This is a genomic window from Marinospirillum alkaliphilum DSM 21637 (assembly GCF_900119735.1).
In the GTDB taxonomy this organism is placed as follows: domain Bacteria; phylum Pseudomonadota; class Gammaproteobacteria; order Pseudomonadales; family Halomonadaceae; genus Marinospirillum; species Marinospirillum alkaliphilum.
In genome coordinates this window covers 611,078-631,170 of record NZ_FPJW01000001.1, presented here as the reverse complement: position 1 = coordinate 631,170, position 20,093 = coordinate 611,078, and the positions used below count along the sequence as shown (strand labels likewise).

General features: G+C 54.0%; 17 protein-coding genes. 11 read left to right on the top strand and 6 right to left on the bottom strand.

Going from position 1 to position 20,093, the window contains the following annotated elements; genetic code table 11:
* Positions 1-3 precede the first annotated feature (3 nt).
* Positions 4-1,263 (bottom strand): EAL and HDOD domain-containing protein, encoded by a 1,260-nt coding sequence (locus BT114_RS02995; RefSeq protein WP_218163440.1) that lies wholly within the window; start codon positions 1,261-1,263, stop codon positions 4-6.
* Between the two features lie 266 nt (positions 1,264-1,529).
* Between BT114_RS02995 and BT114_RS02990 the strand changes: the two genes are divergently transcribed.
* Positions 1,530-2,696, top strand: coding sequence for an HD-GYP domain-containing protein (locus BT114_RS02990; RefSeq protein WP_072324796.1), 1,167 nt, complete (start codon positions 1,530-1,532; stop codon positions 2,694-2,696).
* Here BT114_RS02990 and BT114_RS02985 read toward each other — a convergent pair.
* From BT114_RS02985 to BT114_RS02970, 4 genes are all read right to left on the bottom strand, one after another.
* Positions 2,693-3,829 (bottom strand): PQQ-dependent sugar dehydrogenase, encoded by a 1,137-nt coding sequence (locus tag BT114_RS02985; protein ID WP_072324795.1) that lies wholly within the window; start codon positions 3,827-3,829, stop codon positions 2,693-2,695. The genes BT114_RS02990 and BT114_RS02985 overlap by 4 nt on opposite strands.
* Positions 3,830-3,943: 114 nt before the next feature.
* Positions 3,944-5,614, bottom strand: a complete 1,671-nt coding sequence (gene rpsA, locus BT114_RS02980) for a 30S ribosomal protein S1 (RefSeq protein WP_072324794.1) — start codon at positions 5,612-5,614, stop codon at positions 3,944-3,946.
* 194 nt (positions 5,615-5,808) lie between these two features.
* Entirely contained in the window at positions 5,809-6,519 is a 711-nt protein-coding gene (gene cmk, locus BT114_RS02975; RefSeq protein WP_072324793.1) for a (d)CMP kinase, read from the bottom strand.
* A gap of 102 nt (positions 6,520-6,621) precedes the next feature.
* The gene (locus BT114_RS02970; protein WP_072324792.1) at positions 6,622-7,041 is read right to left on the bottom strand and encodes an acyl-CoA thioesterase; all 420 of its coding nucleotides are present in this window, start codon (positions 7,039-7,041) and stop codon (positions 6,622-6,624) included.
* A gap of 193 nt (positions 7,042-7,234) precedes the next feature.
* Between BT114_RS02970 and BT114_RS02965 the strand changes: the two genes are divergently transcribed.
* Both BT114_RS02965 and trkA read left to right on the top strand, forming a co-directional pair.
* Positions 7,235-8,776, top strand: a complete 1,542-nt coding sequence (locus tag BT114_RS02965; protein ID WP_084661824.1) for a TrkH family potassium uptake protein — start codon at positions 7,235-7,237, stop codon at positions 8,774-8,776.
* Between the two features lie 11 nt (positions 8,777-8,787).
* Complete coding sequence (trkA, locus tag BT114_RS02960; protein ID WP_072324791.1) at positions 8,788-10,164, top strand: Trk system potassium transporter TrkA; 1,377 nt, start codon at positions 8,788-8,790, stop codon at positions 10,162-10,164.
* 17 nt (positions 10,165-10,181) lie between these two features.
* Here the strand turns inward: trkA and BT114_RS02955 are convergent, their stop codons facing one another.
* A complete protein-coding gene (locus BT114_RS02955) occupies positions 10,182-11,132 on the bottom strand; it encodes a calcium/sodium antiporter (protein WP_072324790.1) in 951 nt (316 codons plus the stop codon).
* Positions 11,133-11,249: 117 nt separating this feature from the next.
* Between BT114_RS02955 and BT114_RS02950 the strand changes: the two genes are divergently transcribed.
* From BT114_RS02950 to BT114_RS02915, 8 genes are all read left to right on the top strand, one after another.
* Positions 11,250-11,636, top strand: coding sequence for a response regulator transcription factor (locus tag BT114_RS02950; RefSeq protein ID WP_072324789.1), 387 nt, complete (start codon positions 11,250-11,252; stop codon positions 11,634-11,636).
* 3 nt (positions 11,637-11,639) lie between these two features.
* A complete protein-coding gene (locus BT114_RS02945) occupies positions 11,640-13,670 on the top strand; it encodes a 3'-5' exonuclease (RefSeq protein ID WP_072324788.1) in 2,031 nt (676 codons plus the stop codon).
* 52 nt (positions 13,671-13,722) lie between these two features.
* The gene (locus BT114_RS02940; RefSeq protein WP_072324897.1) at positions 13,723-13,920 is read left to right on the top strand and encodes a hypothetical protein; all 198 of its coding nucleotides are present in this window, start codon (positions 13,723-13,725) and stop codon (positions 13,918-13,920) included.
* Positions 13,910-16,663 (top strand): ATP-binding protein, encoded by a 2,754-nt coding sequence (locus BT114_RS02935; protein WP_072324787.1) that lies wholly within the window; start codon positions 13,910-13,912, stop codon positions 16,661-16,663. Before BT114_RS02940 ends, BT114_RS02935 begins: the two co-directional genes overlap by 11 nt.
* Before the next feature lie 153 nt (positions 16,664-16,816).
* Positions 16,817-18,484 (top strand): methyl-accepting chemotaxis protein, encoded by a 1,668-nt coding sequence (locus BT114_RS02930; RefSeq protein WP_072324786.1) that lies wholly within the window; start codon positions 16,817-16,819, stop codon positions 18,482-18,484.
* 97 nt (positions 18,485-18,581) lie between these two features.
* Positions 18,582-18,956 carry a DUF2946 family protein gene (locus BT114_RS02925; RefSeq protein ID WP_072324785.1) on the top strand — a complete coding sequence of 125 codons (375 nt, stop codon included), beginning with the start codon at positions 18,582-18,584 and terminating at the stop codon, positions 18,954-18,956.
* Positions 18,957-19,011: 55 nt separating this feature from the next.
* Entirely contained in the window at positions 19,012-19,617 is a 606-nt protein-coding gene (locus tag BT114_RS02920; protein ID WP_072324784.1) for an SCO family protein, read from the top strand.
* Positions 19,618-19,639: 22 nt separating this feature from the next.
* Positions 19,640-20,092 (top strand): copper chaperone PCu(A)C, encoded by a 453-nt coding sequence (locus tag BT114_RS02915; protein ID WP_072324783.1) that lies wholly within the window; start codon positions 19,640-19,642, stop codon positions 20,090-20,092.
* Position 20,093 lies beyond the last annotated feature (1 nt).

The following is a 20,093-nucleotide window of genomic DNA, read 5'->3' as shown; positions in this document are numbered from 1 at the left end:
TGATCAATATTCCACCTGACTCATCACCTCGTTGGACCAGGTCTGGCTTTCCAACCAGGCTTGATTGAGTCGAGCCACCAGATCAGGTGACTTGCTACCCATACGGGCATGTTCAAAAGCCAGAACCAGATTCAACAACTGACCGAGTCGCCCTTCACGCCGCAATATTGCGCCTTTGATTTCAGAGCTCAGTGGCAACTGCTCCATCAAGGGCTGCATTTCCATGCCCATCAGCACATCCATCATCGACATCAAGCCCATCATAAAGGCTGAACGAGGATCCAACTGACTCATGCCATAAGCCAGCTTTTCACACATTTGTGCACGGGTTAATGCCTGTGGCAGTAATAGGCGGCTGGCAGGTCCGTTATTAGCCAGCATGACCGTGGTAACAATGCTGCGTACCCGCTCCAAGCCCAAAGTGTTGAGTGCCTGATGAATGGTGGTGATCTCATTGGCGCGCCGGAACAATGCTGAGTTTACATACTTCAACAGCATAAAGGTCAACTGAGGATCCTGGGCAATCAGCATTTCCAGAATGCGATAATCTGGCTCCTCTTTTTGCAACTCACTCAGGATGCGTATTTGTGCACTGCGATTATTGCCCCGACCTTTACGCGAAGTTTCAGCATGAACCTCAGGGCGCGCATAAAAATATCCCTGAAACAGCTCAAACCCCATCTCTTTAAAGCGCTTGAAGGTATCCAGGTCTTCCACTTTCTCGGCAAGCAAACGTATGCCTCGATCACAGTATTCCTGAATATCCTCATCACGAACCGGTTCAAACAAGTCAACCTTGATGATACTGGCTACATCCAATAATGGGCGGGTAGCATCATTAAGAATAAAGTCATCCAACGCAACGTCATAACCCAGGCGGCGAACCTTTTTTAACGCCGCCAGAATTTCAGGTTCACCCGTGACACTTTCCAGCACCTCTACCACCACTTGATCAGGATTAGGCGGTAGTAGTTCAGGCTTGAGGATCCATTCACGTGGCGCATTAAAAAACAGCTTGCGGTTACCGATCAGTTTTTCCAGGCCGGTTTCAAAAAAGGCGGCATTAACCACACGAGCGGTTGCCATCAGTTGATCTTCAACTCTGGCAAAAGTGGCGGTTGCACTGGAGCGATAAAGAAGCTCATCAGCAACATGCCGCATATTGGCGTTGCAGATGGGTTGCAGGGCAATACAATAATTGGGTTCAGAAGCCTGCTCTGGCATGGCCTTGTCCTTGCTGTTGTTTTCCGTCACCTGTTGCATTGCAGACCTCGGCAGTTAAGCTTGACTTCTCTGGATATCCATAATGTACAGATTTTAGTCAAGACCACACAAAAAAAGTATGAAAACCTTGTCAAAAATGCATGACATTATTTAACACTTTATTGCAAGTCGTATGTATCAAAGTGCAGCTGTTTATGGCATTTTTTGTACAGGAATTCACGGCAGCGCATCCAAAAACAACAGACGCACAACAGAGAAAGGACTAACCTCATGATTGTTGCCGTTTTTATCTACGAGTAATAAAGATGCTGGAAAAATTACGCCCCAGTGAGTTGGCCGTAGGCAGAAAAACTACTCTGGATATTTACACCAGAGGGGGTCGGCTACTGCTCTCCAAAGGAGCCGTAATTGGCAATCAGGAGCAGATTGAACTGCTGCTGGCTCGCGGCCTGGTCAAGCGCGACCCCAGTGACCGCGTTGATTATTCCAGCGAATTCAAACCTTTCCGTTACAGCGCAAACGTTAACCCATTTCTGGAAGTGCTGGAACTGGAAGATCAGCTCTCCCGCACATTTCGCCACCTCAAAAGCGGTGCGCCGGGTGCTCCTGAGGCCTTTCAGCGCGACATTCGCATGATCTGCAGCCAGATCATAGGACTCGCCGAAAGAGCACCGGAAGCCCTCCTGGGCACCGTACACTGGCCACGTGCTGAAGAAGGCTCCTACAGCATTTATCACCCGATCCAGTGTGCCATCCTGATTGCCGTGGTGGCACAAAAGCTGAAAATGCATGGCGAACAGCTATTCTGCACCCTTGCGGCAGCACTTACTGCCAATATTGGCATGCTGACAGTCCAGGACAAACTGAACCGCCAGAAATCACCTCTAACGGATGAACAGCGTGAACAGATTCGCAACCACCCGGAGCGCTCGGTGGAACTGCTTGAAGCAATAGGCGTTAAAGATCCAATGTGGATACGTGCCGTGCTTCATCACCACGAGCGCCTGGATGGCAGCGGTTACCCTAAAGGCCTGAAAGGCGACGAGATTGCCAATGAAGCTCGCCTGCTGGCCTTGGCTGATATCTACATCGCCCTGATCGGCAAACGTGAATACCGTCAGGCACTGCCGGTGAAAGTTGCACTGCGGCAGATTTTCAGTGAGCGCGGCACGCTGGTTGGTCCGGCACTGACCAAGCTCTTTCTCAATCAAATTGGTGTTTATCCGCCTGGCACCGCTGTGAAACTGAAAAATGGTGATACCGCCGTAGTCACTGAGCGCAGCGAGAGTATTCACCACCCCATCTGCGCCGGGATTCGTGCCATCAGCGGCCAGGTTTATATGCACCCACCGCCCAGAGATACCAAGCTGGAAGAATTCAACATTGTTGAAGTACTCTCCAGTGATCTGTTAAAACCCCTGCAGCCCTTCCTGTTCTGGGGTGTACATGTGCGCAAGGCGGTTGAGCTTTAAAGCCTGTCAGCAGGACTCAAGCGCAACAACTGACCGTTTCGATCATCCGTCAGCACCCAGATACTGCCATCTGGTGCCTGACGCACATCCCTGACCCGTACATTCATGACCTGAAAAAATCTTTCCTGCTCCGCAACCTGCCAGTCATCACCGCTGCCACTGACCTCCAGCCGCGAAATCAGCCTGCCTGCCAAAGCCCCAACCAGTAACTGACCTTGCCAGGCTGGAAATAATTCACCGGTGTAAAACATCATGCCCGAAGGTGCAATGGAAGGTGTCCAGTGCCAGAGTGGTGACTCCATACCGGGCAAATGCTGATGCGGTGTGATGGATGTGCCGGTGTAATTGCGGCCATGAGTCACTTCAGGCCAGCCATAGTTCAGCCCTGCCTGAATACGATTCACCTCGTCACCGCCGCGAGGGCCGTGCTCCTGCAACCAGACCTCACCCGTTTCAGGATGCAGCGCCATCCCCTGGGCATTACGGGTGCCAATGGCATAAATTTCAGGCCGCCAGCCAGACTTTAATACACCAGGGTTTGTATCTGGAATTCGGCCATCAGCATGCAGCCGAATGACACTGCCGGCATGATCAGCAGGATCTTGTGCGCGCTGCATCTCACCTCGATCACCGATGGTGATGTATAAATACCCCTCATGATCAAACACCAGGCGACTGCCAAAATGCCGCCCACCACTGCTGCGTGGTTCGGCGGTAAAAATCACTTCCACTGCAGACAGCCGACCTGAACGATAAACACCTCGGGCAACCCGGGTGGTATAACCCTCGCGATTGCGATCGACATAACTGAAATACAGCCACCGGTTCTGTTCAAAATCAGGATGCAGGGCCAGATCCAGCAAACCACCCTGACCGGTTGGATGCACCGGTGGCAGTCCACTGACTGGCTGTGGCATTAACTGGCCGTCAATCAAGCGTCTTAAACGACCTGGGCGCTCAGTAATCAGCACCTCACCTTCCGGCAAAAAAACCAGTGACCAGGGATTTTCCAAGCCATCTGTCAGTTGCTCAACCTGCAAAGGATACAGATCACTCTCCAGTACACGCGCTTGAAGAACTGGCGAAACCAGTACAAGACTCAGGCACAGGACCAGCAGACCAGGGTAATGCATGATGCCCTCCCAACTGAATTACAAAAGCTGCTGGTATCAGCATAGCCATGCTGAAGGCAAAAAAAAACCGCCACCCCTTGGGGTGACGGTTTCTGACAGACTGATTTCAGTGAATCAGTTCTGGTTTTCCATCTGCTGCTTGATCAGATCACCAATGGTGGTCGGACCAGCCATTTCAGCCTGGGCATCACGCTGGGCAGCCATCGCTTGCTCAGTTTCAGCCTTTTCTTTGGCTTTGATGGACAGGCTGATCACACGGTTCTTGCGATCAACATTGATGATGCGGGCTTCAACTTCATCACCTTCGTTCAGAACGTTACGTGCATCTTCAACACGCTCAGCACTGATTTCAGAGGCTTTCAGTACAGCCTGAACTTCATCGTTCAGCGCAACAACAGCTTCTTTGGCTTCAATGGAAACCACCTTGCCTTTAACAATGGAACCCTTGTCATTCAGCGCCAGGAACTCGTTGAACGGATCACTTTCCAGCTGCTTGATGCCCAGGGAAATGCGCTCGCGCTCAGGGTCGATGGACAGAATGATGGTTTCAACTTCTTCACCCTTCTTGAAACGACGCACGGCTTCTTCACCGGTTTCGTTCCAGGAGATGTCAGACAGGTGAACCAGACCGTCGATACCACCATTCAGACCAACAAAGATACCGAAGTCAGTGATGGACTTGATCGCGCCGGTGACCTTGTCACCCTTGTTGTACTTACCGGAGAACTCTTCCCACGGATTGGCACGGCACTGCTTGATACCCAGGGAAATACGACGACGCTCTTCGTCGATGTCCAGGATCATCACTTCGATTTCGTCGCCCAGGCTGACAACAGCTTTCGGGTTGACGTTCTTGTTGGTCCAATCCATTTCGGAAACGTGTACCAGACCTTCCACGCCCTCTTCCAGCTCGGCAAAACAGCCGTAGTCGGTCAGGTTGGTGATGCGGGCCTTGATCACGGAGTTTTCCGGGTAACGGGCCTTGATCTGGATCCACGGATCTTCGCCCAGTTGCTTCAGACCCAGAGAAACGCGGTTGCGCTCGCGGTCGAACTTCAGCACCTTGACATTGATCTCGTCGCCAACTGCCACGATCTCGGAAGGATGCTTGATACGCTTCCAGGCCATGTCAGTGATGTGCAGCAGGCCATCTACGCCGCCCAGATCAACGAAGGCACCGTAGTCAGTGAGGTTCTTGACGATACCCTTGACTTCCTGACCTTCGGCCAGGTTAGCCAGCAGTTGCTCGCGCTCAGCAGAGTTTTCAGCTTCCAGCACAGCACGGCGAGAAACAACAACGTTGTTACGCTTGGCATCCAGCTTGATAACTTTGAAGTCCAGCTCTTTGTTTTCCAGGTGGGCAGTGTCGCGTACCGGACGTACATCCACCAGAGAACCAGGCAGGAAGGCACGGATGGTGTTGATGTCAACAGTGAAGCCACCCTTGACCTTGCCGTTGATGATACCCTTGACGACTTCGTTCTTCTCGAAAGCTGCTTCCAGTTCGATCCAGGACTCGGCACGACGTGCTTTTTCACGGGACAGGCGCGTTTCGCCGAAACCGTCTTCCACGGTTTCCAGAGCCACCAGCACTTCGTCACCCACGTTCAGTACATCAGTACCTTCGAACTGGCTACGGTGGATCACACCTTCAGACTTCAGGCCCGCGTTTACGGTAACCCAGTCACCATCCACATCAACGATGGTCGCACGGATGATGGAGCCCACCTCCATGTTGACGGTCTGCAAGCTTTGTTCAAAGAGTTCGGCAAAGGATTCAGTCATGAATTTCACTCAATTAAATGTCTTTAATGCGGCGGAATTGCCGCCCTCCGCGCCACCAGCAAACGCGGGCCTGATGATTTCCATCCGGGGGTGTTGACGCCGGTTAAGCCTGACGGGATTTTCAGATTAAAGGACCCCGACAAACTATGACACCGTCCCGAATGACCTCCGTACTACTTCGACTTGAACACTTCTCAGGCGGAGGATGCCTGGGATATCAAGCCGCGGCTTTTCGCCTCAGCAAGAATCAAATCGACGACATCCGGGATATTCAGCGACGTGGTGTCCACTTCAACAGCATCATCTGCAGGTCGCAGTGGCGCTGTTGTGCGATTCATGTCACGCGCATCACGCTCCAGAATGTCATTTTTAAGGTCCAATAGACTAGCAGCAACGCCCTTGGCGCGCAACTGTTCCAGCCTGCGGCGGGCACGTTCATCAGCGCTGGCGGTCAGGTAAATTTTCAAGGGAGCCTCAGGAAACACCACTGTGCCCATATCCCGACCATCACAAATCAGTCCTGGAAACTCACGAAAGGCTCGCTGGCGGGCCAATAACGCCTGGCGAACGGCCGGTAATGCGGCCACCTGCGATGCCAAACCGCCTACCCGCTCGGTACGCAACTCATGACTGACATCCTCACCTTCCAGCACCACCTGCACCAGATCCTCACGCGCAGTAAGGAACTGCACATCCAGATGTTCCGCCAACACACCCAGCGCAGCTTCGTTATCCAGCGCCACACCGTGATGCTCAGCAGCCAGTCCGACCAACCGGTACAGCGCACCAGAATCCAACAGGTGCCACCCCAGTTCACGGGCCAGCAACATACTGACCGTTCCCTTACCGGCTCCGCCTGGCCCATCCAGCGTGATGACTGGTACCTTGTTATCCAAGGAACTCATTGCTTGTCTCCCCCTGCAGTTTCCCGCTGCAATCCTGCAGCCTGGCAATTTTGAGGGCGCATTATACTCGCTTGGATGACAATTGCATTAAAGCCTGCCGCTTCAGATAGCCGGTTGTAGCGTTTGCCATTGCTCCAGCACCTGACGCAGCTCACCTTCCAGCGCTACTGCTTTCTGTGCTTTCTGATCGGTCACCACAAAAGTGATGTCAGCATCTGCTACCAGCACATCTGTACCCTTCAGCACCACATCCTGGTGCATCACGGCACTCTTGTTGCCAATGCGAGCCAGCGTGGTCACCACCTCAATTTCTTCGTTAACATAAGCACCACGCCGATAGTTGATATTGATGTTCACCACGGCCAATCCCAGACCGGAGCCGGTGAAGGTAGCTATGTCCACCTGCTGTTCCAGGAAGTCCCATCGCGCCTCCTCCAGAAACTCCAGGTAGCGGGCATTGTTGACGTGACCATAAAGGTCCAGATGATATCCACGAATCTTGATTGGGGTACGGGTCTGCATCTTGCACTCCTGCTTGTTGCTGCCATCAGCAACAGGGAAAACAGTCAGTCTAGCCTGATCGAAAGTATTTTCAAACGAGTGTTTACAAAAACACCCAGGTATAATGCCCGATTGGGCGACTGTTACTGGTCATAATGCTGCACCCGCGTTAAGCTACCCCAAAAAACGACAAGGCGCTCCGTCAGGAATCCTCATGCAGGCCACTTCGTCCAGACACACCATACCCAAAACTGAAAGTCGTTCCAGTCGGCGCCAACAGGTATCCCCACTTCGTCACTGGTTTGAATGGCTGGCCCCTATCATTAAACTTCTGGGCCTGCTGCTGCTATTGCTGGGTGCCTTCAAGCTTGCCCCGATCATTCTGCTATCCATTGAAGGGCAGCAGGGTGACATGCAGATTTTTTTCTATTCAATGGCCATCACCCTGGTCAGCGGTGGTCTGATGGTGGTGGTCGGCTCTTTAGCCCCCTTTAACCTTCGAGGCCGCCAGATTTTTCTGCTGACCTCGTTAAGCTGGCTGGTACTGAGCCTGTTTTCATCCATTCCATTGCTGTTTGGCTCCACCGATCTAAGTATTTCTGATGCTGTTTTTGAAACGGTTTCCGGTCTCACCACCACCGGTGCCACCATCCTGTCCGGACTGGACACCATGTCTCACGGCATCCTGCTGTGGCGTGCGATCCTGCAATGGTTAGGTGGCATCGGTATCATTGTCATGGGTATGGCCATCCTCCCCTTCCTGCAGGTCGGTGGCATGCGGTTGTTCCAGTCGGAGTCCTCTGACTGGTCGGAAAAAGCCATGCCTCGCTCAGGCACCCTGGCCAAAGCCATTGGCAAGGTATATGTGGGCCTGACACTGCTGTGTGTTTTCAGCTACTGGCTGGCTGGCATGAATCTGTTTGATGCCGTGGTGCATGGCATGACCACCTCTGCCACTGGTGGCTTTGCCAACTATGATGCATCCATGGGACACTTTGCTGATACACCCAGTATTTTATGGATCAGCATCCTGTTCATGTTTCTGGGTGCTTTACCCTTTGTGCTTTTTGTACACCTGATTCAGGGGCGCCCGATGCCCATGCTGATGGACAGCCAGGTGCAAGCCCTGTTCAAGATCCTGATCAGTGCGGTCGGCATTTTAACCCTCTACCTGATGACCCAACAGGGCTGGGACTGGTTTGAAGCCCTGACTCACGCCACCTTTAACATTGTTTCAGTCGTCACCACCACGGGTTACGCCTCCAGCGACTACAATGCCTGGGGCAACTTTGCCGTTATCTTCTTTTTGTACCTGATGTTCATTGGCGGCTGCTCCGGGTCCACCAGCGGTGGCTTTAAAGTATTCCGCCACCAGCTATCGCTGATGCTGATGCGCAACCAGATGATGACTCTACTGCATCCCCGAGGGGTGTTTTCCCAGCGTTACAACGGCAAGCCTGTGCCGGATGACGTTATCCGCTCTATGGTGGCGTTTGCCTTTTTCTTTTTTGCCACCATTGCAGCGCTGGCATTGGCACTGTCTTTTATGGGGCTGGACTTCATCACCAGCTTTACCGCGGCAGTTACAGCTGTAGCCAACGTGGGTCCCGGCCTGGGTGATACCGTGGGCCCGGCTGGCAATTTTTCCAGCCTGCCAGATGCCGGTAAATGGCTGATGTGCCTCGGTATGATTCTGGGTCGCCTGGAAATTGTCACCTTCATGATCCTGTTCACTCGCGCCTTCTGGCGGGCCTAAGGAGTTTTACGATGAAAATCATCATTCTCGGTGCTGGTCAGGTGGGTGGCACCCTGGCTGAAAACCTTGCCGGGGAAGAAAACGACATCACCGTAGTGGACAGTGATCCCAACCGCCTGCGGGATCTGCAGAACAAGCTGGATATCCGCATCATTCAAGGCAAGGCCTCCTTCCCTGCAGTGCTGCGTCAGGCAGGTTGTGAAGATGCAGACATGCTGATTGCCGTGACCAACTCGGATGAGGTCAACATGGTGGCCTGCCAGGTGGCTCATGCACTATTCAACACCCCCACCAAAATAGCCCGCGTACGCTCAGCAGCCTACCTGTCACGCAAGGGATTGTTTCGTACCGAACGCGGTTTTGATATCGACGTATTAATCAGCCCCGAGCAGGTGGTGACCAACCACATTCGCCGCCTGATTGAATATCCCGGTGCACTGCAGGTGCTGGATTTTGCCGGTGGCCTGGTGCAGTTGGTGGCCGTTCGAGCCCACCATGGCGGCCCGCTGATTGGTCAGGAGCTGTCAGCCTTGCGCCAGCACATCCCCAATGTAGACACTCGCGTGGCTGCCATTTATCGGCAGAATCAGGCACTGATTCCCAAGGGCAATACAGTGATCCAGGTGGATGACGAAGTATTCTTTCTAGCCGCTCGTCAGGACATTCGCGCAGTAATGAGTGAAATGCGTCGGGTTGACCACAGCTACAAGCGCATTGTGATTGCCGGTGGCGGCAACATTGGTGAGCGTCTGGCAGAAAGCCTGGAGCATGAGTACCAGGTCAAACTGATTGAATACTCGCCACAACGCTGTACGGAACTGGCTGACAAGCTGGAACGTACAGTGGTACTCAACGGTACTGCCACCGACAAGAACCTGCTGCAGGAAGAAAGCATCGAGGATGCCGATATCTTCTGTGCGGTAACCAATGACGATGAAGTCAACATCATGTCCTCCATGCTGGCCAAACGCATGGGGGCAGGCAAGGTCATGACCCTGATCAACAATGCCGCTTATGTTGATCTGGTACAGGGCGGTGAAGTGGATATCGCTTTTTCACCCCAACTGGCCACCATCGGCAGCCTGCTGACCCACATCCGTCGCGGTCAGGTCAAAAATGTCCACTCACTGCGCCGCGGCGCTGCTGAAGCCATTGAAGCAGTGGCCATTGGAGACGAAAAAAGCTCAAAAATAGTGGGCCGTGCCATTGAGCAGATTATACTGCCGGAAGGTGTCACCATTGGCGCACTGGTGCGGGAAAAGGAAGTATTGATTGCCCATGACGATCTGGTGATCCGCTCCGGCGACCAGGTCATCCTGTTCCTGGTTGACAAGCGCAAGATTCGCGAAGTGGAGCAGCTGTTTGCCGTGGGCATCACCTTTATCTAAGCAACTGCCCGACAGATTCAACCGAACAGCCACCACTGGTAGCCCACAAAACACATCAGCAGGGCCACACCTTCGTAACGATTGATGCGCCCCTGCCATTGACGCCCGATTGCAAACACCAGCAACAACAGCGTCAGACCCAGCATCACCGGCAAATCACGCCACACCAGCGCAGGGTCCAGAGAGCCAACCACCAGCAAGGCGGGAATCGGCAGTACCGCCAGCAAGTTAAAGATGTTTGAACCGATCACATTACCGATCACCAGGTCCGCCTGATTGCGACGGGCGGCAGCGATACTGGCCGCCAACTCGGGCAGACTGGTGCCTATGGCCACCAGCGTCAGTCCGATGACCAAATCACTGACACCCAGGGTTTGCGCGATAGCAACCGCACCCCAGACCAACAACCGGGCACTGACCACCAGCACCAGCAAGCCCAGCAACAACCAGAATACAGCCCGCGCCTGACTCATTGGTTGCAATACTTCGTTCACTTCATCCAGCAGTGCATCACTTTTACCCTGCTGTGCCAGCCACCAGCTGTAACCAATAAACGCTACCAGCGCCAGCAAAAGCACCAGACCTTTCCAGAACACCAGCTGCAGATTAAAAAGCAGTGCGCTGGCTAACAAGGTGATCAACAGCAAAATGGGTAGCTCACGCTTAATCAGGGTAGAGCCAACCACCACCGGGCGTAACAAGGCTGTTAAACCCAGAATCAAAGCAATATTGGTAATATTGGAGCCCAGCGCATTACCGACGGCTAACCCGGGGTTGTCATCCAGTGAAGCTTGCAGAGACACCAGCATTTCCGGGGCGGAGGTACCAAACCCCATTAACAGCATGCCAATCACCAGCACCGGTACACCGATACGCTCAGCAGTGACACAGGCACCCACCACAAAACGGTCAGCACTCCAGACCAGTAATATCAACCCCACTGCCACCGCCAACAGATGCAATAACAAGTTAAAAATCTCCGGGTTATCCTGAAAAATCGGTATCTTACACCCTTGGTCTGGTTGCAGGAACTGCAGTAACCACTAGACTCAGGAAAACAAAACCAAAATTACAGGAGATGCACCATGCCCCGGGTTCTGGTGGTTGATGACGAGCCGAACATCGTACTGTCACTGGAGTTCCTGATGCAGCAGGCAGGGTTTCAGGTGGATACTGCGGCAGATGGGGAAACGGCACTGCAAAAAGTCCATGCTGTACCCCCGGATCTTATTCTGCTGGATATCAGTCTGCCGGGCATCAGCGGTTTTGAAGTGCTGGAAGCGCTGAGGGCTGAAGCCCGTTACAGCAAACTACCGATTGTGATGCTAACTGCACACGGCCGCGAGGTTGAGCGCGAAAAGGGTATGGCGCTGGGTGCTGATGATTACATCACCAAACCCTTTTCCACGCGGGAACTGGTCGAAAAGGTCAAAAACCTGTTGCAGGAACAACAGCAGTCACAAGGAGAGTGATGCATGCCACAGCGACAGAAGCTGCTGGGAATCTGGATGCTGGCAACCGGTATTCTGCTGTTTGCCGGGATCTTCTGTGCACTCTGGCTGGATGCACAGATAAAGCCCGATGCAGCGACCCGCCTGGTCATCTGGGCCGCCTCACTTTCCTCCGGCATGTTATTGCTGCTGCTGGGCGTGCTGCTGGAAGGCAGCCTTTTTAAACCTCTACGCCACCTGCAGGTACAACTGGCACGCCTGGTCAGTAACCCGGATGCTCTGGATGATTACCCGCCGGAGGGTTGGCTGGAGTCTCTGCAACCCGATTTACAGCGATTACGCCAGGGTTGGCGCCAGGATCGCGCCCTGCTGGGTGAAGCACGCATGCAAGGAGCCAAAGATGCTGCACGCATCCGCCAGGAACTGGAAGCCCTGCTGCAAGTACTCAAAGTCCCACTGTTACTCTGTGATCGCCATCAACGCCTGTTGCTTTTTAATCCGGCCGCCGAAGAACTCTTTGCGGACAATCCGGCACTGGGACTCGGTCGTCGTCTGGAAGAATTATTGCCTGCCCCAAGCTTGAAAGACGCCTTGCGCCATTTACCCCGTGATGGCAGTGCCCGGCAATTATTGCTACCTCATCAGGGACGCTGGTATCTCTGTGACCTGCGTCGTGTGCTGGCCAGTCAGGGCGAAGCATTACTGACACTGGAAGATGCCACTGAACGCCAGAAATCCGATCAGCGCTGGCGTAAACCCATGGCCAGCCTGCTACCTGCGCTGCGAGGACATGCCGCCAATCTGGCAACTGCCGGTGAAATCCTCAGCAGTGGCGGTACCACGCCGGAACTGGATCAACGCCTGCAAACGGCCATGCATGAAGACAGCCAGGCGCTCAGCAACCTGATCGGTGAACTGGCACAACTACTGGAAACCCTGCAGCTGGATCAGGGGCAACTGAGTGACACCTGGTCGAATGATATCTGGCAAGCACTCAAGCCCGGCCTGGAAGAACAGGGGCTCACCCTCACCCCCATCGGCATTCCTCTCTGGTTGCGTGCTGACAGCCCCGGCCTGCTGGCACTGCTGCAACGCCTGCTGCTCTTGCTCAACCAACATACCGGCCTGCAAGATTTTGAAGCCGAAATTCAACTGGGTAACAACCGGGTCTACCTGGATCTGATCTGGCAGGGTGAACCCTTGAGCCTGCGACAACTGCAGCAGTGGAATGATATGCCCATTGCCGATGAAGCACTGTCACCTCGCCTGGGCGATATTTTGCGCCGCCATTCCAGCGACTGGTGGAGCCTTACTGATGCTGATGACCTGCATGCCAGGCTGCGCATGCCTTTACCTGCAGCCAGGCGGGTCTACCCACCCTTGCCGCAGGTCGGTGCACGCCCGGAGTTTCATGATTTCAGCATTGCTGATCTGCCACCACCCAGTATTGAATTACGTGCACTGCCCCTTAATCAGCTGGAAATGGTGGTATTTGATACCGAAACCACTGGCCTTAATCTTCGTGATGGTGATCGCATCATCAGTATTGGCGGCTGCCGCATCATCAATGGTCGCCTCCTGGCTCAGGAGGTATTTGATCAGAAGGTCAATCCCGGTCGCGCCATTCCGCCAGCCAGCACCCGCATTCATGGCCTGACAGACGCTGATGTGGAAAAAAGCCCTCCCGCCAGTGTGGTTCTGCCGCGTTTTCGTGAGTTTGTTGGTAATGGGGTGCTGGTGGCACACAATGCATCCTTTGACCTGCTGGCCGTCACACTGGAAGGCAGTGGTCTGAGTTTTGACATGCCCATCCTGGACACCCTGCTGTTATCACGTGGTGTAGACCCGCAACAAGAAGGGCATGGCCTGGATGAACTGGCAGAAAGATTCCAGCTCACCTTTCCACCGGGAACACGCCATACTGCTTTAGGGGATGCACGGGTCACGGCAGAGTTGCTGTTGGCGCTCTTGCCCAGATTAGAAGCACGAGGCATCCACACCTTGAATGATGCATTGATGTTGCAGGCTGAAGTCGAAAACCGTGGCAAAAAATGAACAACCCACTGATCTGACCCCAGGTCCGGATGCAGACCGGAAAGGAGGCAGCATGAAAGCTTCAACCACAGGTTCACGCCTGATTGGCCTGACGCTACTGGCTCTGCTGTTATTTCTGCCACCCATTCTGCTGCTGTTTGATCGTCCTGGTCATTCCGGCCTGTCGATTCTTCCTTTCTACATTTTTATTGCCTGGCTGGGCATCATTGCTCTCGCAGCCTGGATTCTGGAGCGGGACCATGAGAACTGAACTGGTCTCACTGGCCTTTGCTTTCGGTTATCTGGCCATCCTGTTTTTGATTGCCGCCTGGGGTGACAAACGCTCTGAGCAAGGGCGCTCAATCATCAACTCCCCCCTGGTTTACACCCTGTCAATTGCAGTTTACTGCACCGCCTGGACTTTTTATGGCAGTGTGGGCCGAGCCGCTGAAACCGGTCCCAGTTTCCTGTTGATTTATCTGGGTCCAACACTGGCCATGCTGCTGGGCTGGTTCATGATCCGCAAGATGGTCCGTATCGCCCGTGCCCAGAAAATCACTTCCATTGCAGATTTCATCAGTGCCCGCTATGGCAAGAGCGTTCGTCTGGGTGTACTGGTGACACTGATTGCAGTGATCGGCATCATGCCCTACATCGCCCTGCAACTGAAAGCCATCACCTTCAGCCACGCCGTGCTGACAGGTTATCCGACTCCACCCATCCAGACTCTGGCCCAGGAGACCTTCTGGCTGGATAAATCCCTGTGGGTGGCATTGGTGCTGGCTATTTTCATTATCCTGTTTGGTACTCGACACCTGGATGCCAGTGAACGCCATGAAGGCATGGTGGCTGCCATTGCCTTTGAATCCATCATCAAACTGATGGCTTTTCTGATACTGGGCTTTTTTGTGGTGTTCTGGCTGTATCAAGGACCACTGGACCTGTTCAGTCAGGCGGCAGCAAGACCGGACCTGGTGGGCAGCCTTGGGCTCAGCGCTGTACCTGGCCAGGCACTGGGCTGGGTTGGCACACTGGTGCTGGCCACCCTGGCCTTCATCACCCTGCCGCGACAGTTTCAGGTGCTGGTGGTGGAAAATGTCGATGAACGTCACATCAAGCGCGCCAGTTGGACCTTTCCACTTTACCTGGTGGCCATCAACCTGTTTGTGATCCCGGTGGCGCTGGCTGGCTTATTGCTCGGGCCTGCCGCCCAGGAGCCGGACAGCTTTGTACTGACACTCCCCCTGGCAGCCGGACTGGAGTTACTGCCATTAATTGTCTTCATCGGTGGCCTCTCTGCAGCCACTGGCATGGTGATCGTCGAAACCATTGCACTCTCCACCATGGTCAGCAACCACCTGGTCATGCCACTACTGCTGCGCTGGAACTGGTTACACCTGGATCCAGGCCGCAACCTCAGTGGCTGGCTGCTGGGAATCCGCCGGGTGGCCATCATTCTGATCCTGCTGCTGGGTTATCTTTACCACGCCCTGATCGGTGACTCCTACAGCCTGGTCACCATCGGACTGGTATCCTTTGCTGCTGCCGCCCAGTTTGCTCCGGCACTGTTACTGGGACTGTATTGGCGAGGTGCCAACGGCAAAGGTGCTGCAGCCGGATTAATCGGTGGTTTTCTGGTCTGGGCCTACACCCTGCTGCTACCAGGCTTTGTACAGTCCGGCTGGCTGGCACCGGGGTTGATTGAAGCCGGTCCCTGGGGTGTTGCCTGGCTGAAACCCTATGCCCTGTTCGGGTTGGAAGGCTGGGACATCTACACCCACGCGCTGTTCTGGAGCATGCTGGTTAATGTTGGTCTTCTGGCCGGAGTTTCCCTGTTCACTCGCCAGAGTCGACTGGAGCAGACTCAGGCCGCACTGTTTACTGAAGCCTTGCGACCCGATGTAATGCAGACTCCCTTGTGGCTGGGTCAGACCACCCGTGGTGAACTCTATCAACTACTCAACCGCTACCTGGGGCAGGCAGCCACCCACCGGGTTTTTGAGCGCCATGATGGCCGACAATCCAGTAATGCACGGGATGAATCCATTGCTCCACCCGGCCTGATCACCCAGGCCGAACAAGCCCTCACCGGTGCATTGGGCAGCGCCTCTGCACGGGTACTCATTAACTCAGTCGTGCGCGGTGAAGCCCTGGACCTGGAGGCGGTGCTCAGTATTCTGGACACCACCACCCAGACCCTGGAATACAACCGCCGCCTGGAACAGAAGTCAGCAGAACTGGCTCGTATCGGTGAAGAACTGCGTGCCGCCAATGAACGTCTGCGTGAGCTGGATCGCCTGAAAGATGAGTTTGTGGCCATGGTCAGCCACGAATTACGCACACCACTGACCTCAATACGGGCTTTTGCAGAAATCCTGCGTGATAGCCCGGACATTATGGTGGAGCAGAAAAATCACTTTCTGGGGGTGATTGTCAAGGAAAGTGAACGCCTGTCACGGCTGATTGAAGAAATCCTGGATCTGGCCAGACTCGAATCCGGACGCATGCGCCTGAATCCACAGGTTGTTAACCTCTCCCAACTGGCGCGTGACTCCACTGATGCCATCACCCAGCTTTATGAGGAACGCCAGGTCACCTTGAAGCTGCGGTTACCCGATCAGGAAGCCTGGGTGATGGCTGATCCCGACCGTTTGCAACAGGTCATCATCAACCTGCTGGACAATGCCAGCAAATTTGCTGATTCAACCCGGGGGGAAGTATTGATGCAGCTGGAGGCTCATGGCAAAAACTGGCAACTGGCGGTCGAAGACAATGGCAACGGCATCGCCGAAGAGGAGCGTGAAAAGGTTTTTGAAAAATTCCACCAGATTCAGCAACAAGGACAGACACCCAGCGGTCGCCCCCGTGGCACCGGGCTCGGGTTACCCATCAGTCGCGGTATCATTGCTCATCTGGGGGGGCGCTTATGGGTTGAAGGGCCTCACTTCCTGAGCGGTGCACGCCTGGTGATTGAGTTACCGAAGCTGCAAGCACCTCACGAAACACAAATGTAACCTGATTGTTAATTTTCTGTATCCCTGAGATAATGCCCTGAGCAAGTGCAAAATAACGTGCCGTGCCCATTCAACTGCTGGAAAACCGGATGATACCAGACAGTTGCAAACCGGTGTGTTTCAGGAACATTTAATAATTACAGGGGTTGGAAGATGTCAGTTGCAAATGCACGAGGATTAAGCTCAATCCGTAACCTGTTACGGCTTCTGGTGGTCATGTTTGTTCTGGTGGTCATAGCCATCATCAGTTTTGCCTGGAGTGGTTTTGCCTACAAACAAGCACAGTACAGTGAGAACTATCACAACCGTATGGTGCCACTTTATGAGGTAGAACGTATCGGAGCACTGCTGGAGGAGTCCCGTGCCCACCTGTTGCTGGCCATTCAGCACGACCCCACCAGCCCCTTTGCAAATGACCACGACCACCCCACCAGCATGCACACGGACCGGGTTCGCAGCAATGTGCGTGAAGTGGAGCGCTTGTGGGCTTCCTTTCGCACCAAACCTCGTGGTCCACTGGCTGCCCGCCTGGCCGATGAACTGGAAGTGCGCTTTCGTGAATACATCAAGGATGGCATCAACCCCACCCTGGACCTGTTGACCGCTGGTGAATATTACAATGCCAATGCCCAGATTCTGCTGTATGTGAATCCCTTATTCACTGCTTCCGCTCAAGCACAGGCAGCCATGAGCAGCCGCCTGCTGGAAGGTGCCGAAGAAGCCTACGAACTGATGCAGCAGCGGGCACAAAGCCTGACCCTGTCACTGGTTCTGGCTGGTGCACTGGGCATCCTGTTATCCCTGTTTTTTGCAATCTACGTCATCCGCTCCATCAACCAGGGCATTAACGCCCTGTCCTCACTTGCCGCACGGATGTCCGAAGGTGATCTGCGTGTTGCCGGCAACCCTAAAGATGCCAGCGGTGAACTGGGCATTATCCTGCAGCAATTCCGTAATGCCCGTAACCAGTTACGCACCACAGTAGGCAGCCTGCTACAAAGTAGCCACGAGCTGGGGGCGTTATCAGAAAAGGGCTCGGTTATTGCTGAACAGGCACGTAACAGCGTGCAGCAACAGAAACAGGAAACCGACATGGTTGCCACAGCCATGAACGAAATGAATGCCACCGTGCACGAAGTGGCCCAACATGCTGAAAATGCTGCTGAAAGCGCCAATCATGCTGATGACGAAGCCCAGCGTGGCAGTCATGTGGTGGCAGAAAGTGTCAGCAGCATGAATCAGCTGGCAGCGGAAGTTGAAGATGCCGCACGGGTGATTCAGGAACTTGTTCAGGATGCCAACAAGATTGGCAGTGTTGTGGATGTGATCCGTGACATTGCGGAACAGACCAACCTGCTGGCACTGAATGCTGCCATTGAAGCAGCACGCGCCGGTGAACAAGGTCGTGGTTTTGCTGTAGTGGCCGATGAAGTTCGCACCCTGGCCAGTCGCACCCAGGATTCCACTACCCAGATCAACACCATGATTGCTCATCTGCAACAGGCAGCAGGCAATGCTTCCCGTGTCATGGCTCGTAGTCTGGATCGTGCTCACGAAGGTGTAGACAAGGCCGATGAGGCCAGCAAGGCACTGTCCAACATCACCCAGTTGATCTCCAACATGAACGAGATGAACATCCAGATTGCCAGCGCTGCAGAAGAGCAAAGTGCTGTTGCTGAAGAGATGAACCTTAATCTGACCCGGATTAATGAAGCTGCCGATCAAACGGCTGACGCCTCAGAACAAACGGCAGACAGCAGTCGTAGCATTGCTCGCCTGGCCCATGAACTGCAAAAGACCGCTGCACACTTCAAAATCTGATCTGCGGCATTTGATACCTGCCACGCCCCTGCCTGCACCCTCGCCGGTGCAGGTAAACTCTGCTAAGCTACCAGTACTCTAAGCGGATACATCTGGCATGGCACGTAAGCACCCTATCCTGAATACCCTGCTGTTACTACTTGCCTTTGGCGTGATCAGCCAGAGGGTGCTGCTGCCGTTTACGATGCCACCACTGGTGGTGCATGAAAATGGTTATGTGGAAATCTGCAGCTGGCAAAGTGCTGGCAGCCAGAAGCTACTGTTTGATGCAGATGGCAACCCCGTAGACTCCGCACAACCAGTCGGCCACTGCCCAGCCTGCAGTTTTGGCAATCCATTGTTTACAACAAACCTTGATGTAAACACGCCAATTATTGCCACCCCCACTTTTCCAATCGGGTTCACAACACCTGATATTCCCAGGTTCACCAGCCTACCTCCTGCACCTCGCGCACCTCCTGCTACTGCCTGACAGTTCAAATAGCTGAATCCTTTGCTGTAACTGATCAGATAGGAGTTTTTCGATCATGAAAATCAATCGCACCCTGCTATTGGCAGGTGGCGCGCTGCTTTTGCTGCTGGCCTTTTTCCAGATTCAAACCGGTCTCGACAAGGCCAGCACAACCTCAGGCCTTGCATCCAAGCCTGCTGGTGCACCCTTCACCCTGCAAAGCAGGGATGGTGAAGTCTCACTGAGTGATTTTGAAGGGCAACTGGCTCTGGTGTACTTCGGTTACACCTGGTGCCCGGACATTTGCCCGGCTTCGATGATGTTTATGGCTCGTGCCCTGCAGAATCTGCCAGAAGAACTGCGCGCTAACATCCAGCCCATTTTTATCTCGGTGGATCCGCAACGTGACACCCCTGAGCGGCTGGCTGCTTACGTTGATTTTTTTGAAGCCGGCATCCTTGGCCTGACCGGTGATGAATCAACCTTACAGGAACTGGCCCGTGCCTATGGTGCCTTTTACCGTTATACCGAAGTGGATTCAGCCATGGGTTACACCGTGGATCATACTTCCGACTTCTATCTGGTCACTCATGAGGGTCGCCTGCTCGCAACACTGCCACATACCATCAGCGGCAATCAGTTGACAGCAACCCTGAGCCAGGCCCTGCAAAACAATCTTTAAACCTTATTCCGGAGTCACCAATATGAAAAACAAATACACTGCCCTGCTGCTACTGACGATCAGCCTGTTCAGCTTTAATCTGACTGCTGCAGACCTTTTGATTGAACAGGCCTATGTGCGGGCAGTCCCCCCCACTTCAGAAGTGACAGCCGCTTTTATGCTGCTGAAAAACAACGGCAACAAGGATCTGGCACTGGTGGATGTCAGCAGCCCGGCATCAAGGGTTATGGAGCTGCACACCCACACGGAAGTGGATGGGGTCATGCAGATGCGTCGCGTGGATCGCATTGAGGTTCCTGCCGGTGGCCAGACCCACCTGAAACCCGGCGGACTGCACCTGATGCTGATTGGCCTGAAACAACCCCTGACTGCTGATGATCGGGTTGACATTACCTTGACGCTGGATGATGGCAGCCTGATTGAACTGAACCTGCCGGTTCGTCACATGCAAATGCAGCACCAGCACCGTCATTAAA